Here is a 25,597-nt window from a genome sequence, read left to right on the forward strand (position 1 = left end):
GCTGCCGCCATCTGGCACAACTGGACCATCGACGCCCCGATCAAGCGATCACTCATCGCCTATGACCACTGAAGACATCGGACTCATTCATCTAGGAGGGGTCGGGTGGGGCGCTGTCGGGGCGCCCCGCCCGACCCCTCCGTCATTCCGGCGCGGGGCCGCCGGGCAGCCGGACGGTGGCCAGCGCACCCGGGCCGCCGTCGGCGGCCGGGCCGAGGGTGACCTCTCCGCCCGCCTCCCGGACGCTCTGCGCGACGATCGACAGCCCGAGGCCGGAACCGGGCAGCTGGCGCGAGGAGGGCGAGCGCCAGAACCGGTCGAAGACGTACTGGAGCTCGTCCGGAGGGATGCCGGGGCCGTGGTCGCGGACGGTCAGCACGCCCTGGCGCAGCCGGACCTCGATGGTGCCGCCGGGCGGGCTGTACTTGACCGCGTTGTCCAGCAGGTTGATCACCGCCCGCTCCAGCCCGGCCGCGTCGCCCCGCACGTACCAGGGCTCGGTGTCGGTCTCGAAGACCAGCCCGGGCCCGCGCAGCTCGGCCCGCTCGACGGCCCGTCCGGCGATCTCGTGCAGGGCGACCACGGTGGGGGCCGGGCCGCTCTTCGGGGTGTCCGGACGGGAGAGCTGCAGCAGGTCGCCGATCAGGACGGTGAGCTCCTGCATCTGCGCCTTCATGTTGCCCAGCAGCTTGGTCTTGGTCGCGGCGGGCAGTGGGCGGCCGGTGTCGTTGCTGCGGATCAGCAGGTCGACGTTGGTGCGCAGGGAGGTCAGGGGGGTGCGGAGCTCGTGCCCGGCGTCGGCTATCAGCCGGGTCTGCCGCTCGCGGGAGTTGGCGAGGGCGGTGCTCATGGAGTTGAAGGAGGTGGAGAGCCGGGCGATCTCGTCGTCCCCGTGGACCGGGATGGTGGTGCCCACCTCCTCGGTCCGGGCGATGTGCTCGACGGCGTCGGTGAGCTGGTCGACGGGCTTCAGGGCGGAGCGGGCGACCAGGCGGCCGGCGATGGCGGCGAGCAGGATGCCGCCGACGGAGACGGAGCCGAGGAGGATGGCGAGGCCCTGGAGGGACTCCTCGACGGGTTGGGTGGAGGTGGCCACCATGACGACGACCGGCACCGTGAACCTGGGGTCCGCCGTCAGCCGGACCAGGGCGGGTTCCCCGGTGGTGTAGTGGCCCTCCCGAATGATCGACTGACCGGGCTTGAGCGTGAAGGCGGCCGAGTCCTTCGGCTCGGTCACGATGGCCTTGGTCGCGGTAGGAGGCAGACAGACCCCCTTGCCGAGTGCGAGGAACTGGGTGTCCCGAGTGGCGGCTCCGCTGGTCTCCGGCAGGCCGCTGATGGGTTGGCGCTCCAGGGCGTGTTCCGGGGTGTCGTAGCAGGTGAGGTTCCTGCCGACCATGCCCGGGGGCGCGCTCGCCAGGTCCGCCCGAACCTGCCCGTACAGCTGCTTCTCCACGATGAACCAGCACGCCAGTGCCGACAGCGCGATCGCCACCGCCACCGCCGCCGCGCTCAGGAAGGTGAGGCGGCTGCGCAGCGAGCGGGAGCGGAACCAGTGGAGGAGGCGCTGCCGGCGGCCGGGTGTGCGGGGCCGGACCTGCGGAGGGGCCAGCGGAGGGGGCGGAACGTTGTTCACGCGTTCGTGCCGGCGGCCTGGCGCAGGGCGTAGCCGACGCCGCGTACGGTCTGGATCAGGCGGGGCATGCTGCCCTGCTCGGTCTTGCGGCGCAGGTACATCACGTACACGTCCAGGGAGTTGGAGGAGGGCTCGAAGTCGAAGCCCCAGACCGCCTTGAGGATCTGTTCGCGGGTGAGGACCTGGCGGGGGTGGGCGAGGAACATCTCCAGCAGCATGAACTCGGTGCGGGTGAGTTCGATCGGCTTGCCGGCCCGGGTGACCTCGCGGGTGGCGGTGTTCATCCGCAGGTCGGCGAAGGAGAGCACCTCGGTCTCGTCCTCGGCGACGGCGGCGCGGGCGGCCGCCTCGGCGGCGAGGGCGTTGCGGCGCAGCAGGGCGCGGACGCGGGCGAGCAGTTCGTCGAGCTCGAAGGGCTTGGCGAGGTAGTCGTCGGCGCCGACGTCGAGGCCGGTGACGCGGTCGCCGACGGCGTCGCGGGCGGTCAGCATCAGGACGGGGACGGTGTCGCCGCGCGAGCGCATCCGGCGGACGGCGGTGAGGCCGTCCATCCGGGGCATCATGATGTCCAGCAGGACGAGGTCGGGCCGGTCGCGTTCGACGGACTCCAGGGCCTCGTAGCCGTCGGTGGCGGTGGCGACCTCGTATCCCTCGAAGGCGAGGCTGCTCTCCAGGGCGTCCCGGAGTGCTGGTTCGTCGTCGACCACGAGGAGCCGGGCGGTGGCGTGGCCGGCCTCGGCGGGGGTGCGGTCGTCGGCGGACGGGGTCATGGGCGGGTGCCCTTTCTCGTCGGGTGGAGGGCCTGCTGGGAGCAATTGTCCGTCTCAGTGAGCGTGGCTCACAGGTTCTGGCCGGCTTCGAGCTTCGGCAGGACCTGCTTGACGTCGTTGATCGGGATGGCGAAGCCGAGGCCGACGCTGCCGGCCGAGCCGCCGCCGGAGGAGCCGGAGCCGCCGGGCGCGTACATCGCCGAGTTGATGGCGATGACCTGGCCGTTGGCGTTGATCAGCGGGCCGCCGGAGTTTCCGGGGTTGAGCGCGGCGTCGGTCTGGAAGGCCTTGTAGGTGGTGCTGCTGCCGCTGGTGGACTGCGGGGCGGTGCCGCGCAGGCCGGGCAGGAAGGGGAGGCCGAATCCGCCGTTGTTGCTGGTGCTGCCCTCGTCGAGCTGGACGGTGACGTCGCGGTTCTCGGCGCTGATGATGCCGGAGGTGACGGTGCCGGTGAGGCCGTCGGGGTTGCCGATGGCGACGACCGGGTCGCCGATGGCCACGGTGGAGGAGTCGCCGAGGACGGCGGGGGTGAGGTTCTTCGCGCCGGTCGCGGTGATCACGGCGACGTCGAGGGCCTTGTCGGTGCCGGTGACGGTGGCCTGGGCGGTGGAGCCGTCCTTGAAGGTGACGGTGATCCGGCCGCCCGCGGTCGCGGTGTCGATCACGTGGTAGTTGGTGAGGATCCGGCCGTCGGTGTCGAGGACGACGCCGGTGCCGGTGGCGGTGCCGTTGCCGGTCTTGACGGTGATCTGGACGGTGCTGGGCGAGACGGCGGCGGCGATGGCGGCCACGTCGGCGCTGCCGTCGGAGCGGGCGGAGACCGGGCTGGCGACGGTGCCGACGCGGTTGTCGGTGCCCTGCCGGTCGGCGGCGACCAGGCCGCCGGTGACCCCGCCGAGGACGGCGGCGATCGCGGCGACGGCGGTGACCAGGACGAGCCGGCCGCGCAGCAGTCCGCGCCGGGCCCGGCTGCCGTGGTCGCCGGGGCCCTCGGGGGAGCCCGGCCCGAGGATCGTGGGCGGCTCGGGCGGGGTGGGCGGGGGCGGCGGCGGGCCGTCGAAGACTCCGCCGGAGTGGTCCTCGCGGTAGCCGTACCCGGCCGGGCCGGTGGTGTCGGGGCCGCCGGTGGCCGGACCGCCGCCGAGTACGGTGCCCTCGATCACCCGGGGCTCCTGGGCCCGGTACGGGCCGTACTGCTCGTGCTGCTCGCCGGACGCGTACTGTTCGTGCCGCTCGTCGGACGCGTACTGCTCGTGCCGCTCGTCGGGCCGGTACCGCGCGTAGGGCGCGTGGGGCTGGTACGGGTCGTACTGCTCGTCGGGGTGCCGCTGCTGTTCGCTCATGCCGACCAAGCTCTGCCCGGTGCATGAGGAGTTCATGAGAACGGGCTCAGAACGGGGAGAGAAGCCCGTTCGGTTCTCATAAAGCCTGGTCAGGCCGCCTGCCCGGCGGAACCGGCTACTCCGGTACGGATCGGCCCGGGGCGGGGCCGTCGCAGCCGCAGGAACGGCGGATGACCAGCCGGGACGGGAAGGTGCGGACCCGTTCGGTGTCCGAGCCGGGCACCATCAGCGAGTCGTCCAGCACCAGGTCCACCGCGGCCCGGGCCATCGCGTCGCGGTCGGAGGCGACGGTGGTCAGCGGCGGGTCGGCGAGCGCGGCCTCCGGCACGTCGTCGAAGCCGGCCACCGCGAGGTCCTCCGGGACCCGCAGGCCGACCTCGCGGGCGGCCCGCAGCACGCCGATCGCCTGGTCGTCGGTGGAGCAGAAGATCGCCCGCGGCCGGTCCGGCGAGCCGAGCACGCCGAGCGCGACCTCGAAGGCGCCGTAGCGGTGGAAGGGCGCGTCGATCAGGTACGGCTCGGTGGGGATGCCGTGCGCGTCCATGGCGCGCTGCCAGCCCTCGACGTGGTCGATGACCGGGTCGCCGGGGGCGGGGGACTCGACCGGGCCGCCGAAGCAGGCCACGTGCGGGTGCCCGTGGACCTCCAGCAGGTGGCGCACGACGGCCTCGGCGCCCGCGACGTCGTCGGTGACCACCGCGACGTCGTCGATCGCCTCGGGCCGGCGGTGCAGCAGCACCACCTTGGCGCCCTCCATGGCGGCGAACTCCTCGGCGGCGCGCTGGGAGGGGCCCTGGCTGACCAGGATCAGGCCGGAGACGCGCATCCCGAGGAAGGCGCGGACGTAGTGCACCTCGCGGTCGTCCACGTAGTCGGAGTTGCCGATCAGCACGAGCTTGCCGCGCTCGGAGGCGGCCCGTTCGACGGCGTGCGCCATCTCGGCGAAGAAGGGCTGGCGGGCGTCCGGGACGACCATGCCGATCAGGTTGGTGCGGCGGGAGGCCATCGCCTGGGCGACGCTGTTCGGCCGGTAGCCGAGCTGCTCGATCGCCGCGAGGACCTTCTCCCGGGTCGCGGGCGCGACCGGGCGCGGCCCGTTGTTGATGACGTAGCTGACGACCGCGGTCGAGGTACCAGCCAGCCGGGCTACATCGTCGCGCGTCACTTTGGCCACGGGGGGAGTCTACGCGTGTGGCCTCCGGGGCGGCAGTGGGGTCCGGGGCCTCGTTCGGCAGGCCGACGGGCCTCCCGGAGAGGAGGACGGGCCTCTCCGGGAGGAACCGGACAAGCCGGGCGGGGGACGGCCCGCCCGGCTCCGGAGCGCGGTCCGGGCCGGCCGGACGCGGGCGTCCAGCCGGCCCGGACTCAGGCGTCCAGTGGGGTGGCGGGGCGCTGGGCGAGGTCCGCCCGCTCGCCCTTCTCGGGCTTCTCCGGGATGACGAAGCGGTAGCCGACGTTGCGCACGGTGCCGATCAGCTGTTCGTGCTCCACGCCGAGCTTGGCGCGCAGCCGCCGGACGTGCACGTCCACGGTCCGGGTGCCGCCGAAGTAGTCGTAGCCCCAGACCTCCTGGAGCAGCTGCGCCCGGGTGAAGACCCGGCCGGGGTGCTGCGCGAGGTACTTGAGCAGCTCGAACTCCTTGAAGGTGAGGTCGAGCGCCCGGCCCTTGAGCTTGGCGGAGTAGGTGGCCTCGTCGACCGAGAGGTCGCCGTTGCGGATCTCCATCGGACTGTCGTCGGTGACGACCTGGAGACGGCCGAGCGCGAGTCGCAGCCGGGCCTCGACCTCGGCCGGGCCCGCGGTGTCCAGCAGGACGTCGTCGATGCCCCACTCGGCGGTGACGGCGGCCAGGCCGCCCTCGGTCACCACCAGGATCAGCGGGCAGCCGATGCCGGTGGAGCGCAGCAGCTGGCAGAGGCTGCGGATCTGCGGCAGGTCACGCCGGCCGTCGACCAGGATGACGTCCGCGCTGGGGGTGTCCACCAGGGCCGCGCCCTCGGCGGGGGCCACCCGGACGTTGTGCAGCAGCAGGCCGAGGGCGGGCAGCACTTCGGCGGAGGGTTGCAGCGCATTGGTGAGGAGGAGGAGAGAACTCATGCCCGGTGGTCCCCTTTCCGGGTCGTCGCGGTCGCGTTACGGCTGCCGCCACAGCCGGATGGCGCACGTGCTGAGGGGGAGGGGAGGACGACGGTCGGCCGCGGCGAACCGAGGGAGCGGACGGCGTGCAGGGCGCGACGGCGGGTCCGCCGGGGGTCCCGCAACCCCGGGCGCACCGTTTCTGCCCTGTTCATCACCGCGAACCCTCCGGTCTGGCCCGGTACCGGGTGGCGGCCCGGTGCCGGTGTCGGTTCCCCGGCCGGCCGGGGCACGTCGTTGTGCCGCGTCAGGCGGGGCGGTCCTGCTGCGCGCCGGGGGTGGGCCGACGAATCGCAAGAACGTCCGTACTGGCGTCCTGAAAGCACAAAAGGACCCGGGGGCGACTCTGCCCGGATCCCTCTTGGTGGTCGAGGATAGCCGACCGCCTCCGCTGCCGGGAGTGCGGGAATCCGGCGGTTCGCCCAATTCGGGCGTGCGCCGGGTGAGGCTGGACACAGCTTCGAGCGCCGGTCCGGCGCCGCCCGGGGGCGGTCCGGCGGAAGGCCGGGGCGTTCCCCCCTGCCCGGCCCGGCCAGGGCGATTGCCGCTCGTGGCGGCGGACACGCCATCATGGGGACGCACATCGAAGGCGCTGTTCGGGTCCATCGTTCGGGTGGCCGGGCGGCCGTCGCGGTGGCGAGCCGGACCGGGGCACCGGGACCGGGCGAGGACGACGAGAAGGGGTGGCCCGATGGGCGCGACCACCGAGCCCGCGAGCGGCGCCCGGGTGCGCGGGACGATCCGCTACTGGGCGGCGGCGAAGTCCGAGGCCGGGCTGGCCGAGGAGCCTTACGAGGCGGCGACCCTGGCGGAGGCGCTGACGGCGGCCAGGGGGCGGCACGCCGACCGGCCGACGTTCGTCCGGCTGCTCGGGCACTGCTCGTACCTGGTCGACGGGGTCCAGGTGGGCGGCCGCGACCACGCGACCGTCGTCCTGACCGAGGGCGGGACGGTGGAGGTCCTCCCCCCGTTCGCGGGAGGGTGAGCGGCGTGACCGACATGAACAACCCGAACGACCCGCACCGCGGCGGCTACGGCGAGTGGCCGCAGCAGCCCCATCAGCCCCACCAGCAGCCGTACCCGCCTCGGGCACAGCCGCAGCACCCGCAGGGGCAGCAGCACTTCCCGCCGCAGCAGCCCGGCCACCAGCCGCCGTACGGCCATCCGGCGGACGACGCGGCGGCGACCGCGGTGCTGCCGGCGGTGCCCGCGTTCGACGACGCGGCCGCGACCACCCTGCTCCCGCCGGTGCCGGCTCTGGACGACGCCGAGGCGACGACGCTGCTGCCGCCGGTGGTGGTGTCCGGTGCGATGCCGGTCGCGCCGCACCAGCCCCACCAGCCCCACCAGCATCAGCAGCATCAGCGTCAGTCGTTCCAGCAGCCGCAGCCGCAGCCCACCCGGCAGCCTCAGCAGCCCCAGCAGTCGCGGCAGCAGCGGCGTCGGCAGCCGGAGCAGCCGGTGCAGCCCCAGCCGGACCCGACGATCCAGCTCCAGCAGCCGCCGAGGCCGCGGGCCCGGCACGCGGCTCCCGCGCCGCAGCCGGCCCCCGCGCCGCAGCCGGCGGAGGCCTTCGATCCGCCGACCATGACGCTCAAGCGCCCGACCGTCCCCGGCCCGCTGGACCCGGCCGTCCCGCCGCGGCCCGCGCCGCCCGCGGGCCCGCGCGGCCGGACCGGCTCGCCGATCATCGACCCGGGCCTGCAGCCGGCCCTGATCACCGCGGGCGCGGCGGCGCTGCTGGCCGGCGGCGCCGCGCTCGGGCAGATCGCGCTGGCCCTGGTGGTCGCGCTGCTCCAGCTGCTGACGGCGGCCGGCTGGTTCCGGCTGAACGGCATGTGGCCGGCCCGGCAGGGCATCCTGCTCGCCGCGCTGGCCGGTTTCACGGCGGACGCGGCGGTGCTGCTGGCGGACTCCGACGGCGGCGTGGCGGCCGTGGTGGGCACCCTGGGCGGGTTCTTCCTGCTCGTCCTGGTGCTGCAGACGTTCCGTCCGTCGGACCCGAAGGAGCGGTTCTACGCGCTGACCGTGCTCGGCTCGGCCACCGTGGTGACGGCGCTGTGCACCATGCTGCTGCTGGCCGACTGGGTGCCGGCCGCGGTGGGCGCGGTGGCGCTGGCCACCCTGCTGGCCGCGGCGCCGCTGCCCGGGCCGAAGCAGCTGGGCCCGGTGCTGGGCCTGGCCGCGGCGGTGGCGCTGGGCCTGCTGGTCGGGGCGCCGGTGGCGCTCGGCACGCTGGCCGGGCTGGGTGCGCTGGTCGGCCGCCGGGTCGCGGCGTACGACTTCCCGTCCCGCTTCGTGCACATGACGGCGGGCGTGGCGCTGCCGCTGGCGGTGGCCGCGCCGCTGATCTGGATCGCCACCGAGCTGCTGGCCTGATTTTCGCGCCAGGTCGGCGCCAGGTCGGATTCCGGCCCCGGAACCATGTTCCGGGGCCGGACGTCGTACGGTCGTGCGAGGGCGGACGTGTCCCGCGTCCGCCGCGGAACGGCGAACGACCCACTGCGAAGCACCTACTGCGAAGCACCCACGGCGAACGATTTCAGCGACGAACGACCACAGCGAACGACCACAGCGAGCGGCGACGACGGGGGACACGATGCGCGGATGGCTGAAGGCCACGATCGGCCTGGCGGTGCTCTCCGGCCTGCTGCTGGGGGCCGACCGGATCGCGGTGGGCGTGGCCGAGGACGAGGCCGCCGACCGGATCGTGAAGAGCGGCCGGATGAGCCAGCGCCCGGACGTCTCGATCGAGGGCTTCCCGTTCCTCACCCAGGTGCTGTCGATGAAGCTGGACGACGTCCGGATCTCCTCCGAGGGCCTGACCGTCGGCGAGGGCAGCCACCGGGTGGCGCTGCACTCGTTCAAGGCGCAGCTCTCCGGGGTCAAGGTCAGCGACAGCATGAACAACGCCACGGTGGACAGCGGCACCGGCAGCGGGGTGATCTCCTACCAGGACCTCGGGCAGCTGCTGCCGCCCGCCTCGCAGCTGCTGCACGGGACCAAGCTGCCGGTGGGCGGCAACTCGCGGCTGACCCTGGCCTACGCCGGTCCGGGCAAGGTCAAGGCCTCGCTGGGGCCGATCGCGATCGGCGAGGGCACCGTGCACAACAAGGGGAACACCGTCACGGTGGACGGCTTCCGGCTGAGCTCGCTGGCGGGGATGGTGGCCGGTGCCACCAACCAGCAGCTCGAGCCGATGAGCTTCACCCTGGACACGCTGCCGGCCGGGCTGAAGCTGGCCGACAAGGAGGGCGGCGGCGGTGTGGCGCCGCTGCCGGAGGGCCTCCAGCTGACCTTCGACGGCAAGGACGTCAAGCTCCTGGGCTGATCCCCGGCCCGCCCGGCCCGGCGGCGTTCCCGGTCCAGGTCCAGGTCCAGATCCAGATCCAGATCCAGATCCAGGTCTCGGTCCCGACCCTCGTCCCGGTCGCCGGCCCGTTCCCCGTGCCGCCGAATCGTTCCGCTCCGCGAGACGCGCTGTCCAGCGCGGACCGCGGAGCGGTGTCGTTTCCGCCCCGCGCGGACCGTCGGACGGCCTCCCGGCGGGCCCCCGCAGGCCGAGCCGAGGTCGAATCCCACCATGCGACCGTTTTGATCCCACTATTCGATACGCTGATGACAGCGGGCCTCCGGTGTCCCTAGCATCGTCGGCATGAAGCGACAGACGGACCTCACGAAGCGGCGGGCGGTAGACCTGTGCCGCGTGGCCGCCTGTCTGTGTCGAATGCGCTGATTCAGCGCCCCCGGCTGGGCAGTTGACGCCCGCCGCCGATCTTCCCGGCGATCGCGCCCGGCTCTGTGAGCGGGTGGTCGCCGATGTACTCCGCAGTTCACCGTCCGGCCGCGCCGGTCCTCCCTTCGTCCCACGATTCGGACGGGATTTCGGACCGCTCCCACCCGGGCACCCTGCAGCACCCTCCTGAGCAGCACCTTCCGTACAACCGCCCTCGGATGGAGAACACCACCATGAGCCGCAGCGACGTCCTGGTCGACGCCGACTGGGTCCAGGCCCACCTGGACGACCCGAAGGTCGTGATCGTCGAGGTCGACGAGGACACCTCCGCCTACGAGAAGAACCACATCCGCAACGCCGTCCGGATCGACTGGAAGCAGGACCTCCAGGACCCGGTCCGCCGCGACTTCATCGACCAGGCCGGCTTCGAGGCGCTGCTCAGCGCCAAGGGCATCGCCAACGACCACACCGTGGTCCTGTACGGCGGCAACAACAACTGGTTCGCCTCGTACGCCTACTGGTACTTCAAGCTGTACGGCCACGGCGACGTCCGCCTGCTGGACGGCGGCCGCAAGAAGTGGGAGCTGGACTCCCGCGACCTGGTCGCCGAGGTTCCGGCCCGCCCCGCCACCGAGTACACGGCGCAGGCCGCCGACTCCTCGATCCGCGCCTTCCGCGACGACGTGATCGCCGCCATCGGCAACCTGAACCTGGTCGACGTCCGCTCGCCCGACGAGTTCTCCGGCAAGCTGCTGGCCCCGGCCCACCTCCCGCAGGAGCAGTCGCAGCGCCCCGGCCACGTGCCGAGCGCCCGCAACATCCCGTGGGCCAAGAACGCCAACGACGACGGCACCTTCAAGAGCGACGACGAGCTCAAGGCGCTGTACGAGGCCGAGGGCATCGACCTGGCGAAGGACACCATCGCCTACTGCCGCATCGGCGAGCGTTCCGCGCTCACCTGGTTCGTGCTGCACGAGCTGCTCGGCCAGGAGAACGTCAAGAACTACGACGGCTCGTGGACCGAGTACGGCAGCCTGGTCGGCGTGCCGATCGAGCTCGGCAGCAACTGAGCCCCCGGCTCGACCCGTAAGTCAGAAGGGAAGACAGACATGTGCGGTGCGAAGGCCGGCGGCCCGGACCTGGCAGGAGTTGACGTGGCGAACGAGACGATCATCCAGGGTTCGGTGACCCGCGACGGTGAGCCGGTCAACGGCTACGTCCGGCTGCTGGACGAGGGCGGTGAGTTCACGGCCGAGGTGCCCACCTCGGCGACCGGCCAGTTCCGGTTCTTCGCCCGCCCGGGCAAGTGGACCCTGCGCGCGCTGGTGCCGGGCCAGACCGTGGACCGTCAGGTGGTGGCCTCCCAGGGCGCCGCCGTCGAGGTCGCGATCGCGGTCTGACCGGAGCCGCGAAGCTTCCGGATCACCCCGAGGGCCCCTGCCGTGCAGGGGCCCTCGGCCGTACCGTGGAGGGGTGCAGGCAAGGCGGCGGCGTCGCTACTACTTCGCCATGATGGGCGTGTGCCTGGGCCTGTTCGTCATGGCCTGGGGCGTGGTGCGGTTCTTCTCGGTCGGCGCGGCGATCGGCATGTGCGTGGTCGCGATGGTCATCCCGCCCGCCGCCGCGGTGTTCGCCAACAAGCGGGACCCGGAGGACGACTGGTGGGACGACCCGCGATGGGACGACCCGGAGTGGGACGAGCCCGGCCACGACCGGGACCGCCCCGACCACGAGCAGCGGCCGTGAGGAACCACGAGCAGCGGCCGTGAGGGACCACGAGCCGCGCCCGTGACGCCGCCCGGGAGCGGCGGGAGGCCTCAGTACACCAGCGCCTGGACGCCGTCCGCCATGATCTCGCTGACGAACACCTGGGCGCCCGCGATGCGGACACCCTCGACGGTGTCCTTCTGCTCGATCCCGCGCCGGGCCGCGCACTGGGTGCAGAGCGTCACCGAGCCGGCCGCCAGGATCGACTCCAGCAGGTCCGGCAGCGGCGCCGCGTGCGGCAGTTCGAACTCGGCCGCCCGGCCCGGCAGCGCGAACCAGGAGGACTCCCCGGTCAGCCAGAGCGAGACCTCGATCCCGCTGGCGACGGCCACCGCCGCCACCGTGAACGCCTGCGAGCACCGCTCCGGCGCGTCCGCCCCTGCGGTGACCTTGATGACCAGTTTCTTCGACATGGCGCCACCTTAGAGGTCCCGCCGCTCCCGCCGTCCGGCATCCCAGGAACCCTTGGGCAAAGCTTGGGCAGCCGCGGGAAGACGGCGCGGAGCGCGACGTGGTGGGGCTCACCGCGACCGGCCGGAACCCGGCCGATAGAGTAAGCGGAGCACAATCCACCACACTGTCGCCGCCTGGGAGCCACCCGTGTCCGGTCTGGAAATCTTCTTCGACGGTCTGCTGGCCCTCATGGCCGTGCTGATCACCTGGTTCGCCATCTTCTCCGTGATGAAGCTGTACCAGGGCCAGCGCTGAGCCTGCCGTACGGTTGAGGCAGGCCCACACCGACGAGAACAGCGACCAGGAACATGATCGAGATCCCCTCTGACCTCCACAAGGACGTCGTCCCGCTCGCCTTCCTCCTCGGCACCTGGGAGGGCGCGGGAGTCTTCGACTTCCCCGGCACGGAGAAGTGCAACTTCGGCCAGGAGATCGTGATCCGCCACGATGGCCGCCCCTTCCTGGAGTTCCGCTCCCGCACCTGGGTGCTGAACAGCGAGGGTGAGAAGGTCCGTCCGCTGGAGAACGAGCACGCGTTCTGGCGCATCACCAGCAACCACGACGGCACCAGCGGTGCCCGGGGGATCGAGATCTCCTCCGTCCGGGACGACGGCACGGTCGAGATCTGGTACGGCGAGCTGGCCGACGGCAAGCCGCAGGTCGACGTCTCCACCGACGCCGTCGCCCGGATCGAGGGCTCCCCGGAGTACTCGGGCGGCAAGCGGCTGTACGGCTTCGTCAACGGCGAGCTGCTCTGGGTCGGCGAGAAGGCCGCCCCGAACGTGCCGCTGCGCCCGTACATGTCCGCGCAGCTGAAGAAGGTGCTCAGCCCGGCCCAGCTGATCAAGGACATCAACGACCTGCCGGACGACGGCATCGCCTTCTTCAAGTAGGCCGGTGGCGCGGCCGGTCGCGGGACCGGCACTTCCGTGCACGAGGTAGGGACCGGCCCGCGGCCGGTCCCTACACTTGCCTCAGGACCCCCGACCATTGGCAGGGACGAGTACCGTGGCGGACACCGGCACCACCGACTGGCAGCTCTCCGGCGACTGGCACCTCTCCGACGACTGGAAGGCCGACCTGCGCGAGCGCGGGTACCGGCTCACCCCGCAGCGCCAGCTCGTCCTGGAGGCCGTCGACGAGCTCGACCACGCCACCCCCGACGACATCCTCTGCCACGTCCGCCGGACCGCCAGCGGCGTCAACATCTCCACCGTCTACCGGACCCTGGAGCTGCTCGAGGAGCTGGGCCTGGTCTCGCACGCCCACCTCGGCCACGGCGCCCCGACGTACCACCTGGCCGGCCGCCACCACCACCTGCACCTGGTCTGCCGGGACTGCGAGAAGGTCACCGAGACCGGCACCGAGATCGCCCAGCCGCTGATCGACAGCCTGCGCGAGCGGCACGGTTTCGACACCGACCTCAAGCACTTCGCCATCTTCGGCCGCTGCGCCGACTGCACGGCCAAGGCCGCCGGGGACCGGTCGTAAGCTGGCCGGTATGACCGGTCTGAAGAGTCCGCTGCTTTCCCTGCCCGGAGCCGTCCCCGCCGAGGGGGCCGACGAGGGTGTCGCCGCCCACTACGGCGACATCTTCCGCGAGCAACGCACCCTGTCGCAGGGCGCCGGCTTCGTCGACCTCTCCCACCGCGGCGTGGTCACGGTGACCGGCCCGGACCGGCTCTCCTGGCTGCACCTGCTGCTCACCCAGCACGTCAGCGAACTGCCGCCGCAGCAGGCCGCCGAGGCGCTGGTGCTCTCCCCGAACGGGCACGTCGAGCACGCGCTCTACCTGGTGGACGACGGGGCCACCACCTGGGCGCACGTCGAGCCGGGCACCCAGGAGGCCCTGGTGGCCTACCTGGACAGCATGCGGTTCTTCTACCGGGTGGAGGTCGCCGACGCGACCGCCGAGTACGCCGTGGTCCACCTGCCGGCCGGCTCCACCGCCTCCGTCGAGGGCGCCGCCGCCGTCCGCGAACTCCCCTACGGGCGTGACCTGTTCGTGCCGCGCGGTGATCTTGAGCGGCTCACCGCCGGGTACGGCCCGGCGGCCGGGGTCTGGGCGTACGAGGCGCTGCGGATCGAGGGCCACCGGCCCCGGCTGGGTTTCGAGACCGACCACCGGACCATCCCGCACGAGGTGGACTGGCTGCGCACCGCCGTCCACCTGCAGAAGGGCTGCTACCGCGGTCAGGAGACCGTCGCCCGGGTGCACAACCTGGGCCGACCGCCGCGCCGGCTGGTCTTCCTCCACCTGGACGGCACCGAGGAGTCGCTGCCCCCGCACGGCACCGAGGTACGGCTGGCCACCGACCCGGACGGGCGGGCGCTGGGCTTCGTGACCTCCTCGGCCCGGCACCACGAGCTGGGGCCGATCGCGCTGGCGATCGTCAAGCGGAACGTTCCGGTGGACGCCGTGCTGCTGGCCGGCACGGTGCCCGGTACTCAGGACGTGATCGTCCCGCAGTAGCGGGCGGGCGGGAGGGGCCGCTCAGACCTCGACGAGGACGGTGAACGGGCCGTCGTTCACCAGCGCCACCTGCATGTCGGCGCCGAACCGGCCCGTCTCCACCTTGGCGCCCAGCGCCCGCAGCTGTGCCACCACCTCGTCCACCAGCGGCTCGGCGACCGGGCCGCGAGCGGCGGCGTTCCAGGTGGGGCGGCGGCCCTTGCGGGCGTCGCCGTAGAGCGTGAACTGGCTGATCACCAGCAGCGGGGCGCCGAGGTCCGAGCAGCTCTGCTCGACGCCCTCGTCGTTCGCGGGCAGCAGTCGCAGCGTCCAGAGCTTGCGGGCCAGCTGGGCGGCCTTCGCGGGGGTGTCGTCGTGGGTGACGCCGACCAGGACGCAGAGCCCCGGCCCCTCGATCGCGCCGACGGTCTCACCGGCCACGGTCACCCGGGCCTCGGTCACTCGCTGCACCACTGCTCGCATGCCGCCATTGTGCCGGAGCGCCGTACGGCCCCCGGAGGGCCCCTGGGGGCCCGTATCCGCCGCCTCCGCGCCCCCTGCGCACCTGCCGCGCCCCCGGGCCCGTGCGGGCCCCCGGCCGGCCGCGGGCATCCGCCGTCTCCCCGCCCCCTGCGCACCCGCCACGCCGCCGAGCCCCTCCTCCACCCGTCCCGTACGCCCCAGCGGCCTCCCCGGTTCCTCCCCGGCTCCTCCTCGGCCGCCTTCCCAGGGCGCACACCAGGGGCGCGTGAAGCGGCTCTGCACGCCCTGGGGTGCGCGCCTGCGCTGAATCGGGCGCCGCTCTCCCTGCGGAAAGGTCCGGTCATATCAGCCACCCCCGTTCGCCAGGGGGCCGTTCGGGTGCACGGGCGGTGCGCGCGCGCCGGGCGGGGTGGCACGCTGGTGGACCGTACGAAGGGTCCGGGGCGCCAGGAGGTCCGCCGCGCCGGGCCGGGTTCGGCCGGGCGGTCGAGCCGGTAGGTCAGGCGTCCGGCAGTGCCGTCCCGGTGGGCGGCCGCGGCCGGGGACCGGAGCCTCCGGGGTTACCGGGGCGTGCCGGTGGACGGGACGCGTGGTCCGTCGGGGGACGGGCCGGACCGGCGGCAGGGACGGGGTGCCGCGAGCGGGCGGGATCGGACGACGTCAGGTGGTTGGGTATGGACGCGAGCAGCGCGGCGCGGGACCGGTCCGGGCCGGGGGTGCGGGCCCCCGGAGGGCCGCACGGCCCGGAGGCGGGCGCGGGGGACGAGCCCGACCTGGAGCGGCTGGGCCTGGAGCAACTGCGGGTGCTGCGCCGGGAGACCCTGGAGCAGGAGGCCGACCTGTCGTACCTGCGGCGGCTGCTGCACGGGCGGATGGACATCCTGCGCGCCGAACTCGACCGGCGGCCCGGCGTGGGCCCGGTCCGTACGGTCGGCCCGGCCGGCTCCGATCCGCTCCCCGGTGACCTGCTGGACCGGCTGCCGGCCATCCTGACCGACGCGCCCTCCAGCGTGCGGCGCTCGGCCCGGCACGTCACCCTCGGCCCGCCGCGCACCCAGGAGTCCCGGCTGGAGGCGGACGCCCTGATGGGCGACGTCCAGCTCGCCGACCTGGCGGCCCACCCGGCCGAGGAGCTGCTGGCCGCGCTGGAGCGGCTGCGGGCGCACGAGCGGGAGGTGTCCGGGCGGCGCCAGCGGCTGCTGCGCACGGCCGACGGTTGCAATGCCGAGATCACCCGCAGGTACCGTGATGGGGAAGCACGGGTCGACGACCTGCTCGCAGGGGGGCCGCTCTGACCGGGTGAACCACCGCGGGCGGTGGGCCCGGCTCCCGCCCGGCCCACCCTCGCCCCGGAAGGCTCACCCGCCATGTCCCTGCCCGCCACCGCGCCCGTTCTCGCCGAGGTCGTGCGCTCCGGTTTCGTCGAGGGCCGCCACCACGGCTCCCTGGTGCTGCTCGCGGCCGACGGCTCGGTCGAGTTCGCGCTCGGTGACCCGGACGCCCCGGTCTTCCCGCGGTCGACCGCCAAGCCGTTCCAGGCGGTGGCCACGCTGCGGGCCGGGCTGGCGATCGAGGGCGCGATGCTGGCGCTGGCGGCCTCCAGCCACTCCGCAGAATCGTTTCACCTCGATGGTGTCCGGAGCATCCTCGGCTCCGCCGGGCTCGACGAGTCGGCCCTGCGCACCCCGGCCGACCTGCCGCTGGACGACACCGAGGCGGAGCTGCTGCTCTCCGCCGGCGGCGGGCGCGCCCCGATCCTGATGGACTGCTCCGGCAAGCACGCCGGCTGGCTGGCCGCCTGCACGGCCAACGGCTGGGACACCGCGAGCTACCTCGACCCGGCCCACCCGATCCAGCGGCTGGCCCGCGAGGCCCTGGAGGAGGCCACCGGGGAGACCGCCGCGCACGCCGGGGTGGACGGCTGCGGCGCGCCGCTGCTGGCCGTGTCCCTGACCGGGCTGGCCCGCGGCTACCGCGGCCTGGTGCTGGCCGCCGAGGGCACCGAGCCGCGCCGGGTCGCCGACGCGATGCGCGCCCACCCCGAGTACGTGGCCGGCACCCGCCGGGCCGACACCTGGCTGATGCGGGCGGTGCCGGGCGCGCTGTCCAAGATGGGCGCCGAGGCCGTTCAGGTGGTCGCGCTGCCGGACGGCCGGGCCCTGGCCTTCAAGATCGAGGACGGCGCCGAGCGGGCCCGCGGCCCGGTCCTGGCGGCCGCGCTGCGCCGGCTCGGGGTCACCGGGGCGGAGGAGACCGTCGAGCGGATCGCCGCCGCCCCGCTGCTCGGCGGCGGGGTGCCGGTCGGCGGGGTGCGGGCGGTCTTCTAGAGCCGGCGGACGGTCTTCCGGGGCCGGCGGGCGGTCTTGCGGAGCAGGGGGCCCGAGGTCGGCGGCGGTCCGTCCGGGTGCGGACGGACCCGGGTCGGTGCACGGTGGACCGGGGGCCGTCGCACAGCTGAGGAGTCCGCCATGACCGACCATGTGTACCGGGTGACCGAGATCGTCGGGTCCTCGACCGAGAGCGTCGACGCCGCGATCCGCAACGGGGTGGAACGGGCCTCCCGGACGCTGCGCAACCTCGACTGGTTCGAGGTCTCGCAGGTCCGGGGCCACCTGGAGGAGGGCCGGATCAAGCACTACCAGGTGTGCATGAAGGTCGGCTTCCGGCTGGAGGACTGACCGGCCCCGAAACCCACCCGGCCCCGAAACCCACCCGGGCCCGGAGCCCCACCGGGCCCGGGCGACCCGCGGCGCCGGCTCCCGGCGCGGGTCCGCCTCGTGCCGACAGGGTGTCGGCAAACCGTCCCGTCCCCGGACACGACGGAGGCCGGGGCCCGCGGAGAATCCGCGAACCCCGGCCCCGGGCTGTCCCGACCTGCCTCGAACCGTCCTCGATCGAATGAGATCGGAACGACGGCTCAGTGGCCGCCCTGCTCCGCCAGACGCTTGATCGAAGCGGTGACCTCGGCCTCGGCCTCGGCGCGGCCGACCCAGTTGGCGCCCTCGACGGACTTGCCCGGCTCCAGGTCCTTGTAGACCTCGAAGAAGTGCTGGATCTCCAGGCGGTCGAACTCCGACACGTGGTGGATGTCGCGCAGGTGCTCCCAGCGCGGATCGGTCGCCGGGACGCAGAGCAGCTTGTCGTCGCCGCCGGCCTCGTCGGTCATGTGGAACATGCCGATGGCGCGGCACTTGATCAGGCAGCCCGGGAAGGTCGGCTCGTCCAGGATGACCAGGGCGTCCAGCGGGTCGCCGTCCTCGCCGAGCGTGCCCTCGACGTAGCCGTAGTCGGCCGGGTAGCGGGTCGAGGTGAAGAGCATCCGGTCGAGCCGCAGGCGGCCGGTCTCGTGGTCGACCTCGTACTTGTTACGAGAGCCCTTCGGGATTTCGATAAGGACGTCGAACTCCAACGGTTCCTCCAAGGTAGGGACTGACAGAATCCAAGTGTCTCCTACGGGAGTGAGTGCTCGGGAAAGGGGCCGGTCGGTGGGAGCAGGGGGAGGGGCGCCGCGCCGCCGCGGGGGGACGGCCGCGGGGTTGTTCGGAGCGGCGCTGCTGGTGGTCGGTGCGGTCCTGACCCCGGGCGGTGCGTACGCGCAGCCGTCCCCGCCGCCGGGCGGGCACAGTGCGGGGCCGGGCGAGGACGAGGACCACGACGGGCAGGGCGGCCACGACGGGAGGAAGGGCGACCACGGGAAGGGCGGCGCCGGATCCCGGTCGAACGACGGCCCGAGCACCGCACCCGGCCGTCGGGCCGGGGCACCCACCGCCCCCGCGTCCACCGGCTCCGCCCCCGCCACCGGGGGTGGCGACGCGTCCGGTGCACGCCCGGCCCCCGCGCCGGGCGCCGTGCTGGCCGCCGTCGACGGTGCCACGGGTGCCGCCGTCCCCACCCCGCAGGGCCTCCAGCAGGCGCTCGCCGCCGTCCGCACCGACCAGAGCCTCGGTGAGGTCAACTTCGCCGTCGCGGACGCCGCGACCGGCCAACTCCTGTACGGCTCAGGGGAGAACGCCGCGGCCACCCCCGCCTCCACCACCAAGCTGGCCACCGCGGTCGCGGCCCTGTCCCTCATCCCGGGCGACACCCGGCTGCACACCCGGGTGGTCCGGGGCGCGGACCCGGGCACGATCACCCTGGTCGGCGGCGGCGATCCGACGCTCACCGCGTTGCCCGCCGACCAGGTGCAGATCGGTGGACAGCCGGCCGACGCCGACACCGCCCCCGCCTCGCTGGACCTCCTCGCCCGGCAGACCGCCGAGAGCCTCCGCGGCCTCGGCCTCACGGCGGTCCAGATGGACTACGACCTGTCGCTGTACGCGGGCGGCCCGCAGCACAAGAACCACGACGGGCAGAACATCGCCCTGGTGGTCCCGTTGATGGTGGACGAGGGCAGGGTGGACCCGAAGAGCCGGGAGGACGCGCCGGACCGGGTCGCCAACCCGGCGGCCGCGGCCGCCGACACCTTCGCCGCCCTGCTCAACGCCCGCGGCATCACCGTGACGGGCAAGCCCAAGCCCGCCGCGGCGCCCGCCCCCGCCCCGACCGCCTCCGGCGCGGCTCCCCTCGGCGACGTCGTCTCGCCGACGGTCGTCCGGCTGGTGGAACGCCTGCTGACCACCTCCGACAACCAGCTCGCCGAGGCGATGGCCCGTCAGGTCGCCATCGCCGCGCACCAGCCGGCGAGTTTCGAGGGCGCCGCGGCCGCCGTCACCCAGGAACTCACCCGGCTCGGCGTGCCGATGGGCGGCGTGGTCCTCAACGACGGCAGCGGCCTGCACCCGGGCAACGCGATCCCGCCCGCCGTGCTGACCCGACTCCTCGCGCTGGCCGCCTCCGAGCAGCACCCGACCCTGCGCCCGGTGCTCACCGGCCTCCCGGTCGCCGGCTTCACCGGGACCCTCAACAAGCGCTACGGCTCCGGGTCCGGCGCCGCCGACGCGGCCGGCCTGATCCGTGCCAAGACGGGCACCCTCAACGGCGTCAACACCCTCGCGGGCACCGCGGTCGACGCCGACGGCCGACTGCTCGCCTTCGCCGTCATGACCCGCACCACCGCCCCCGTCGACACCGCCCGCGCCGCCATGGACCGCTTCGCCGGCCGCCTCACCACCTGCGGCTGCCACTGACCCGGCCCGGCCCCCGCCCCGGCCGCCGGCGGTGCCGCGGGCCGGTGGGGGAGAGGTCTTGGCGGCGGGTGGCTGCCGTTGGTGGTGGGGAGCACGTACGGTGAGGGCATGACGAGCGCGAGTGGCGGTGCTGACATGGTCGACTGGAACCTCGCGGTCGCAACCGCGACCAGGTTGGTGCGGCCGGGTCCGGAAGTGAGCCGGGAGGAAGCGGCGGCGGTGGTCGCCGAGTTGCGCCGGCACGCCCTGGAGGCGGAGGAGCACGTGCGGGCGTTCACCGGCATGCGTTCGTCCAGCCTGTCCCGGGCCGCGGCGACGCCGGTGCTGGTGGTGGACCGGCCCGGCTGGATCCGGGCCAACGTGGCGGGTTTCCGCACGGTCGTCCAGCCGTTGGTGGAGAAGCTCCAGGCGCGCCGGACGAACGGCGGGGCGGCCGGGGTGTTCGGCGCGGTGGGCGAGAAGGCCACCGGGATCGAGGTCGGGGCGCTGCTGGCGTTCCTGTCCACCAAGGTGCTGGGCCAGTACGAGACCTTCGCCCCGGCGGAGCCCCCGCTGGAGGCGCCGGACAGCCCGGCCGCTCTGTTCGACAAGCCGCGGCTGGGCCCGGACGGTCCCGGCCCGGGCCGGCTGCTGCTGGTGGCGCCGAACATCGTGCACGTCGAGCGGGAGCTGGACGTCGACCCGTCCGACTTCCGGCTCTGGGTCTGTCTGCACGAGGAGACGCACCGGACGCAGTTCACCGCGGTGCCGTGGCTGCGCGACCACATCCAGTCCGAGGTGCAGTCCTTCCTCGCCGAGACGGACGTCGACCCGGGCGCCCTGCTGGAGCGGCTGCGGGACGCGGCGGGTTCGTTCGGCGGCCTGCCGGGCGGCGGCAGCCGGGAGCGCGCCTCCTCCGGGAACCTGCTGGAGATCGTCCAGTCGCCCGCGCAGCGCGAGATCCTCGGTCGGCTGACGGCCGTGATGTCGCTGCTGGAGGGCCACGCGGACGTGGTGATGGACGGCGTCGGCCCGGCCGTGGTGCCGACGGTCGCCGAGATCCGGGAGAAGTTCCAGCAGCGGCGGGACCGCGGCGCCAACCGGCTCGACCTGCTGCTGCGCCGGCTGCTCGGCATGGACGCGAAGCTGCGCCAGTACCAGGACGGCGCGGTGTTCGTGCGCGGGGTGGTGGAGCAGGTCGGCATGGAGGGGTTCAACCGGGTGTGGACCTCCCCGAACACCCTGCCGACCAAGGACGAGATCCATGACCCGGCCGCCTGGGTGGCCCGGGTGGCCCGCTGAGCGACCCCTCCTGACGCGGGCGCGCCGTGAGCCGGGCGGCAAGCGGCGCGCGTCGGTCAAACCCGCTCGTACGAGTGGTCCAATCGGCCAGACGACGGGTGAAGAAGCGTTTCTTCATTCACCCGAACGTGGGACGGTCGTCGTACCGGGGGCGCGGGTGGCGTAGCGGGTGGCCACTATCTGCCACCATCTGTGAGCGCCCGGTAACCGGGCGCTCATGCGGTGCGCGGTTCCCGCCGCGTCCGCCGCGAGTCCTGTCCCCCTCCGTCGAGGAGTCGTCCGCCGTGGGCCCTCACCCCGCTGTCGCCGCGATACGCCTGGCCGTTCGCCGTACGCTCACCGACCTCGCCGCCGAGGCCGGTTCCACCTTCACCGCACCCGCGCGCGAGCCGCGCGAGCGCCCGGCCGGGGCGCCGCTGGTCGGTGCCGCGGTCGGCACCACCCTGATCGGCAACGCCGCGCGCCACCCCTCCGGGCTGCCCCGCACCCCGGCCGCGCCCGGCTCGCCGCTGGTCCTGGTCGCGGTCAGCGGCGGCGCGGACTCGATGGCGCTGGCCATCGCCGCCGCCTTCGAGGCCCCCAAGATCGGCCTGCGGGTCGGCGCCGTCACCGTCGACCACGGCCTCCAGGCCGGCTCCGCCGAGCGCGCCGCCCAGGTGGCCGACCGGCTGCGCACGCTCGGCCTCGACCCGGTGGAGGCCGTCCCGGTGCGGGTCGGCCGCGCCGGGGGCCCGGAGGCCGCCGCCCGGGACGCCCGCTACGCCGCCCTGGACGCCGCCGCCGACCGCCACGGAGCGATCGCGGTGCTGCTCGGCCACACCCGGGACGACCAGGCCGAGACGGTGCTGCTGGGCCTGGCCCGCGGCTCCGGCGCCCGCTCGCTGGCCGGGATGCCCGCCCAGAAGGGCCGCTACCGCCGCCCCCTGCTGGAGCTGGACCGGGCCGCCACCCGGCAGGCCTGCGCCGCCCAGTCGATCCCGGTCTGGGACGACCCGCACAACTGTGATCCCGCCTACACCCGCTCCCGGGTGCGCCACGAGGTGCTGCCGGTCCTGGAGAAGCACCTGGGCGGCGGAGTGGTCGAGGCGCTGGCCCGCACCGCCCGGCTGTTCCGCGACGACGCCGACGCCCTCGACCAGTGGGCCTCCCTGGCCGAACGCGACCTCCGTACGGGCGACGGCGCCCTGGACGCCGTGAAACTGGCCGAACTGCCGCCCGCCGTGCGCCGCCGGGTGCTGCGCCGGGCCGCGCTGCGGGCGGGCTGTCCGGCCGGGGACCTGTTCGCCCGGCACCTGGAGACGATCGACCTGCTGGTCACCGGATGGCGCGGACAGGGGCCGCTGCACCTACCCGGGGGCGTCGAGGCCACCCGCAGGTGTGGCACGCTGGTCTTTCGGCGGCAGGGCGACTGACGGGCGGGTCATGCCCCGGGGAGCCGGCCGCCGGCCACAAAGACCCCGAACGTTTGAGGACGTATCCCCGGTGGACCAGAACGACATGGGCGCTGACCTCGCGAAGGTGCTCATCAGCAAGGACGAGATCGACGCCAAGCTCCTGGAGCTGGCCGAGCGCATCGACCGGGACTACGCAGGCAAGGACCTGCTGATCGTCGGCGTCCTCAAGGGGGCCGTGATGGTCATGGCCGACCTCGCCCGGGCCCTGCACTCGCAGGTCACCATGGACTGGATGGCCGTCTCCTCGTACGGCATGGGCACCAAGTCGTCCGGCGTGGTGCGGATCCTGAAGGACCTGGACACCGACATCGCCGGCCGTGACGTCCTGATCGTCGAGGACATCATCGACTCCGGTCTGACGCTGTCCTGGCTGCTGGGCAACCTCGGTTCGCGCGGTCCGGCCTCGCTGGAGGTCTGTACCCTGCTCCGCAAGCCGGACGCGGCCAAGGTCGAGATCGACGTGAAGTACGTCGGCTTCGACATCCCCAACGAGTTCGTGGTCGGTTACGGCCTGGACTACGCGGAGAAGCTGCGCAACCTCCCCTTCATCGGCACCCTCGCCCCGCACGTCTACGGCGGCTGAGGGTCCCGTTCGGACCACGGGCGGGAACAGTAGGCCGTTCCCGCCCGTTGGACCCGGGGGACAAAGAAGCAAAGCCGTGTCGCCGTGCTCCCGCCATGGGTGGGTCGGACTGCGGTACGGTCCAATAAACCGCTCTTCACATGAGCACCAATCGGATGCGCCGCGGCCAAAGGCCCCCCGGCGCCGTTGAGTGGCAGGAGGGACGGGGCGGCAACGCCCCGCATGGATGGACGTCAAGCGATACTTCCGTGCGCCGATCATGTGGATCGTGCTGGCCGTCCTCGCCGTCATCGTACTGATGCAGGTCGTTTCGGACTCGAACGGCTACAAGACGGTGGACACCGGTCAGGTCGTCGCGGCGATCGACGCGCACAACGTCAAGTCGGCGCAGATCACCACCGGTGACTCGAACACGATCAAGATCCAGCTGAAGGACGGCGCCACGCTGCCCAGCGCCGGTACGGGCAAGACCCCGTCCGGCAGCAAGTTCCAGGCCTCGTACATCGGCGACCAGGGCGTCGCCATCGCCGACAAGCTCCAGGCCCAGGTCAACGACAAGGACCAGAGCACGCTCGCCGAGGGCTACACGATCAGCCCCGAGAAGCAGAGCACCTTCGTCAGCCTGCTGCTGTCGATGCTCCCGATCGTGATCATCGTCCTGGTCTTCCTGTTCCTGATGAACCAGATGCAGGGCGGCGGCTCCCGGGTCATGCAGTTCGGCAAGTCCAAGGCCAAGCTGCTCACCAAGGACACCCCGAAGACCACGTTCGCCGACGTCGCCGGCGCGGACGAGGCGGTCGAGGAGCTCCACGAGATCAAGGAGTTCCTCCAGGAGCCGGCCAAGTTCCAGGCCGTCGGCGCCAAGATCCCCAAGGGCGTGCTGCTCTACGGCCCGCCCGGTACCGGCAAGACCCTGCTGGCGCGCGCCGTCGCGGGCGAGGCCGGGGTGCCGTTCTACTCCATCTCCGGCTCGGACTTCGTCGAGATGTTCGTCGGCGTCGGCGCCAGCCGCGTCCGCGACCTCTTCGAGCAGGCCAAGGCGAACGCCCCGGCGATCGTCTTCGTCGACGAGATCGACGCCGTCGGCCGGCACCGCGGCGCGGGCCTCGGCGGCGGCCACGACGAGCGCGAGCAGACCCTCAACCAGCTGCTGGTCGAGATGGACGGCTTCGACGTCAAGGGCGGCGTGATCCTGATCGCCGCGACCAACCGCCCCGACATCCTGGACCCGGCGCTGCTGCGCCCGGGCCGCTTCGACCGCCAGATCGCGGTGGAGCGCCCCGACCTCCAGGGCCGGCTGGACATCCTCAAGGTGCACCAGAAGGGCAAGCCGATCGCGCCCGACGTCGACCTGTCGGCCGTCGCCAAGCGCACCCCCGGCTTCACCGGTGCCGACCTGTCGAACGTCCTCAACGAGGCGGCGCTGCTGACCGCCCGTTCGGACAAGAAGCTGATCGACAACGGCATCCTGGACGAGGCGATCGACCGCGTCGTGGCCGGTCCGCAGAAGCGCACGCGGATCATGTCCGACAAGGAGAAGAAGATCACCGCGTACCACGAGGGCGGTCACGCCCTGGTCGCGGCGGCCTGCCAGTACAGCGACCCGGTGCACAAGATCACCATCCTGTCCCGCGGTCGGGCCCTCGGCTACACCATGGTGCTGCCGGACGAGGACAAGTACTCCACCACCCGCAACGAGATGCTCGACCAGCTCGCCTACATGATGGGCGGGCGCGCGGCGGAGGAACTGGTCTTCCACGACCCGACCACGGGCGCCTCGAACGACATCGAGAAGGCCACCGCGACGGCCCGGGCCATGGTCACCCAGTACGGCATGACCGAGCGCCTCGGTGCCATCAAGTTCGGCAGCGACAACTCGGAGCCGTTCCTGGGCCGTGAGATGGGCCACCAGCGCGACTACTCGGAAGAGGTCGCCGGGCTGGTCGACGAAGAGGTCAAGAAGCTCATCGACACGGCGCACAACGAGGCCTGGGAGATCCTGGTCGAGAACCGCGACGTGCTCGACAACCTGGTCCTGGAGCTCCTGGAGAAGGAGACCCTGAACAAGGAGCAGATCGCCGAGGTCTTCGCCCCGATCGTCAAGCGCCCGGCCCGGCCGGCCTGGACGGGCTCCGCCCGTCGCACGCCGTCCACCCGGCCGCCGGTGCAGTCCCCGAAGGAGCTGGCGCTCACCAACGGCGCCGCCTCCGTCGAGAGCGCTCCGGTGGACGTCGTGAAGCTCCCGCCGATGCCGGCCGGCGAGCCGCCGACCGAGGGCTGACCTCCCGCTGGACGGGGAATGGATGCCGCGTCACCAGGGTTTGTACCCTGGAGGCGCGGCATCCGTGCTGTTCTGCCAGAGTCTTCCGATACAAAA

26 protein-coding genes are annotated in these 25,597 nt (G+C 73.2%); 18 read left to right on the forward strand and 8 right to left on the reverse strand.

The features are described 5' to 3' along the window. Positions 1-142: 142 nt before the first annotated feature. From ABZ449_RS33455 to ABZ449_RS33475, 5 genes are all read right to left on the reverse strand, one after another. On the reverse strand, positions 143-1,636 hold the full coding sequence (locus tag ABZ449_RS33455) for a HAMP domain-containing sensor histidine kinase (protein ID WP_360353647.1): 1,494 nt from the start codon (positions 1,634-1,636) through the stop codon (positions 143-145). Continuing rightward, on the reverse strand, positions 1,633-2,406 hold the full coding sequence (locus ABZ449_RS33460; protein ID WP_360353649.1) for a response regulator transcription factor: 774 nt from the start codon (positions 2,404-2,406) through the stop codon (positions 1,633-1,635). The genes ABZ449_RS33455 and ABZ449_RS33460 overlap by 4 nt, the downstream gene beginning before the upstream one ends. A 68-nt stretch (positions 2,407-2,474) precedes the next feature. Next, positions 2,475-3,749 carry a trypsin-like peptidase domain-containing protein gene (locus ABZ449_RS33465; RefSeq protein WP_360353651.1) on the reverse strand — a complete coding sequence of 425 codons (1,275 nt, stop codon included), beginning with the start codon at positions 3,747-3,749 and terminating at the stop codon, positions 2,475-2,477. 115 nt (positions 3,750-3,864) lie between these two features. Next, positions 3,865-4,923: a LacI family DNA-binding transcriptional regulator gene (locus ABZ449_RS33470; protein ID WP_360353653.1), complete on the reverse strand. Its 1,059-nt coding sequence runs from the start codon at positions 4,921-4,923 to the stop codon at positions 3,865-3,867. A gap of 191 nt (positions 4,924-5,114) precedes the next feature. Next, the gene (locus ABZ449_RS33475; protein WP_360353655.1) at positions 5,115-5,846 is read right to left on the reverse strand and encodes a response regulator transcription factor; all 732 of its coding nucleotides are present in this window, start codon (positions 5,844-5,846) and stop codon (positions 5,115-5,117) included. Between the two features lie 730 nt (positions 5,847-6,576). On the opposite strand from ABZ449_RS33475, the gene ABZ449_RS33480 reads away from it, so the two are divergent. From ABZ449_RS33480 to ABZ449_RS33510, 7 genes are all read left to right on the forward strand, one after another. Next, positions 6,577-6,870 (forward strand): MoaD/ThiS family protein, encoded by a 294-nt coding sequence (locus ABZ449_RS33480; protein ID WP_360353657.1) that lies wholly within the window; start codon positions 6,577-6,579, stop codon positions 6,868-6,870. Positions 6,871-6,875: 5 nt separating this feature from the next. Continuing rightward, positions 6,876-8,264, forward strand: a complete 1,389-nt coding sequence (locus ABZ449_RS33485) for a hypothetical protein (protein ID WP_360353659.1) — start codon at positions 6,876-6,878, stop codon at positions 8,262-8,264. 220 nt (positions 8,265-8,484) lie between these two features. Continuing rightward, positions 8,485-9,216: a DUF2993 domain-containing protein gene (locus ABZ449_RS33490; RefSeq protein ID WP_360353661.1), complete on the forward strand. Its 732-nt coding sequence runs from the start codon at positions 8,485-8,487 to the stop codon at positions 9,214-9,216. A 324-nt stretch (positions 9,217-9,540) separates the two neighbouring features. Next, the gene (locus tag ABZ449_RS33495) at positions 9,541-9,621 is read left to right on the forward strand and encodes an Ms5788A family Cys-rich leader peptide (RefSeq protein WP_350517234.1); all 81 of its coding nucleotides are present in this window, start codon (positions 9,541-9,543) and stop codon (positions 9,619-9,621) included. A 233-nt stretch (positions 9,622-9,854) separates the two neighbouring features. Further along, positions 9,855-10,691: a sulfurtransferase gene (locus ABZ449_RS33500; RefSeq protein ID WP_360353663.1), complete on the forward strand. Its 837-nt coding sequence runs from the start codon at positions 9,855-9,857 to the stop codon at positions 10,689-10,691. 39 nt (positions 10,692-10,730) lie between these two features. Beyond that, positions 10,731-11,021: a DUF1416 domain-containing protein gene (locus ABZ449_RS33505; RefSeq protein ID WP_030244525.1), complete on the forward strand. Its 291-nt coding sequence runs from the start codon at positions 10,731-10,733 to the stop codon at positions 11,019-11,021. 73 nt (positions 11,022-11,094) lie between these two features. Further along, the gene (locus ABZ449_RS33510) at positions 11,095-11,367 is read left to right on the forward strand and encodes a DUF3099 domain-containing protein (RefSeq protein WP_360353665.1); all 273 of its coding nucleotides are present in this window, start codon (positions 11,095-11,097) and stop codon (positions 11,365-11,367) included. Between the two features lie 71 nt (positions 11,368-11,438). Here ABZ449_RS33510 and ABZ449_RS33515 read toward each other — a convergent pair whose 3' ends face one another. Then, entirely contained in the window at positions 11,439-11,801 is a 363-nt protein-coding gene (locus ABZ449_RS33515; protein ID WP_030059603.1) for a DsrE family protein, read from the reverse strand. A 348-nt stretch (positions 11,802-12,149) separates the two neighbouring features. Here ABZ449_RS33515 and ABZ449_RS33520 point away from each other — a divergent pair, with 348 nt between their 5' ends. From ABZ449_RS33520 to ABZ449_RS33530, 3 genes are all read left to right on the forward strand, one after another. Further along, complete coding sequence (locus tag ABZ449_RS33520; protein ID WP_360353668.1) at positions 12,150-12,734, forward strand: FABP family protein; 585 nt, start codon at positions 12,150-12,152, stop codon at positions 12,732-12,734. Between the two features lie 115 nt (positions 12,735-12,849). Further along, complete coding sequence (locus tag ABZ449_RS33525) at positions 12,850-13,332, forward strand: Fur family transcriptional regulator (protein WP_360353670.1); 483 nt, start codon at positions 12,850-12,852, stop codon at positions 13,330-13,332. Positions 13,333-13,351: 19 nt separating this feature from the next. Next, positions 13,352-14,314, forward strand: coding sequence for a folate-binding protein (locus tag ABZ449_RS33530; protein WP_360353717.1), 963 nt, complete (start codon positions 13,352-13,354; stop codon positions 14,312-14,314). A 21-nt stretch (positions 14,315-14,335) separates the two neighbouring features. Here ABZ449_RS33530 and dtd read toward each other — a convergent pair whose 3' ends face one another. Next, entirely contained in the window at positions 14,336-14,776 is a 441-nt protein-coding gene (gene dtd, locus ABZ449_RS33535) for a D-aminoacyl-tRNA deacylase (protein WP_360353671.1), read from the reverse strand. A 674-nt stretch (positions 14,777-15,450) separates the two neighbouring features. Here dtd and ABZ449_RS33540 point away from each other — a divergent pair. The 3 genes from ABZ449_RS33540 to ABZ449_RS33550 all read left to right on the forward strand — a co-directional run bounded on the left by ABZ449_RS33540 (position 15,451) and on the right by ABZ449_RS33550 (position 17,454). Beyond that, a complete protein-coding gene (locus ABZ449_RS33540) occupies positions 15,451-16,071 on the forward strand; it encodes an ABC transporter substrate-binding protein (protein WP_360353673.1) in 621 nt (206 codons plus the stop codon). 72 nt (positions 16,072-16,143) lie between these two features. Continuing rightward, the gene (locus ABZ449_RS33545) at positions 16,144-17,103 is read left to right on the forward strand and encodes an asparaginase (RefSeq protein WP_360353675.1); all 960 of its coding nucleotides are present in this window, start codon (positions 16,144-16,146) and stop codon (positions 17,101-17,103) included. Positions 17,104-17,244: 141 nt separating this feature from the next. Further along, positions 17,245-17,454: a dodecin gene (locus ABZ449_RS33550; RefSeq protein WP_360353677.1), complete on the forward strand. Its 210-nt coding sequence runs from the start codon at positions 17,245-17,247 to the stop codon at positions 17,452-17,454. Between the two features lie 239 nt (positions 17,455-17,693). Here ABZ449_RS33550 and ABZ449_RS33555 read toward each other — a convergent pair whose 3' ends face one another. Continuing rightward, on the reverse strand, positions 17,694-18,185 hold the full coding sequence (locus ABZ449_RS33555; RefSeq protein ID WP_030059594.1) for an inorganic diphosphatase: 492 nt from the start codon (positions 18,183-18,185) through the stop codon (positions 17,694-17,696). Between the two features lie 76 nt (positions 18,186-18,261). Here ABZ449_RS33555 and dacB point away from each other — a divergent pair, with 76 nt between their 5' ends. From dacB to ftsH, 5 genes are all read left to right on the forward strand, one after another. Continuing rightward, positions 18,262-19,902 (forward strand): D-alanyl-D-alanine carboxypeptidase/D-alanyl-D-alanine-endopeptidase, encoded by a 1,641-nt coding sequence (gene dacB, locus ABZ449_RS33560; RefSeq protein WP_360353679.1) that lies wholly within the window; start codon positions 18,262-18,264, stop codon positions 19,900-19,902. Positions 19,903-20,010: 108 nt separating this feature from the next. Then, entirely contained in the window at positions 20,011-21,183 is a 1,173-nt protein-coding gene (locus ABZ449_RS33565) for a zinc-dependent metalloprotease (protein ID WP_360353681.1), read from the forward strand. A 284-nt stretch (positions 21,184-21,467) separates the two neighbouring features. After that, the gene (gene tilS / locus ABZ449_RS33570; protein WP_360353683.1) at positions 21,468-22,595 is read left to right on the forward strand and encodes a tRNA lysidine(34) synthetase TilS; all 1,128 of its coding nucleotides are present in this window, start codon (positions 21,468-21,470) and stop codon (positions 22,593-22,595) included. A 70-nt stretch (positions 22,596-22,665) separates the two neighbouring features. Further along, positions 22,666-23,220 carry a hypoxanthine phosphoribosyltransferase gene (gene hpt / locus ABZ449_RS33575; RefSeq protein ID WP_030059589.1) on the forward strand — a complete coding sequence of 185 codons (555 nt, stop codon included), beginning with the start codon at positions 22,666-22,668 and terminating at the stop codon, positions 23,218-23,220. A gap of 226 nt (positions 23,221-23,446) precedes the next feature. Beyond that, the gene (gene ftsH, locus ABZ449_RS33580; RefSeq protein WP_360353685.1) at positions 23,447-25,501 is read left to right on the forward strand and encodes an ATP-dependent zinc metalloprotease FtsH; all 2,055 of its coding nucleotides are present in this window, start codon (positions 23,447-23,449) and stop codon (positions 25,499-25,501) included. Positions 25,502-25,597: the final 96 nt, after the last annotated feature.

Source organism: Kitasatospora sp. NPDC005856 (assembly GCF_040629945.1).
Taxonomy (GTDB): domain Bacteria; phylum Actinomycetota; class Actinomycetes; order Streptomycetales; family Streptomycetaceae; genus Kitasatospora.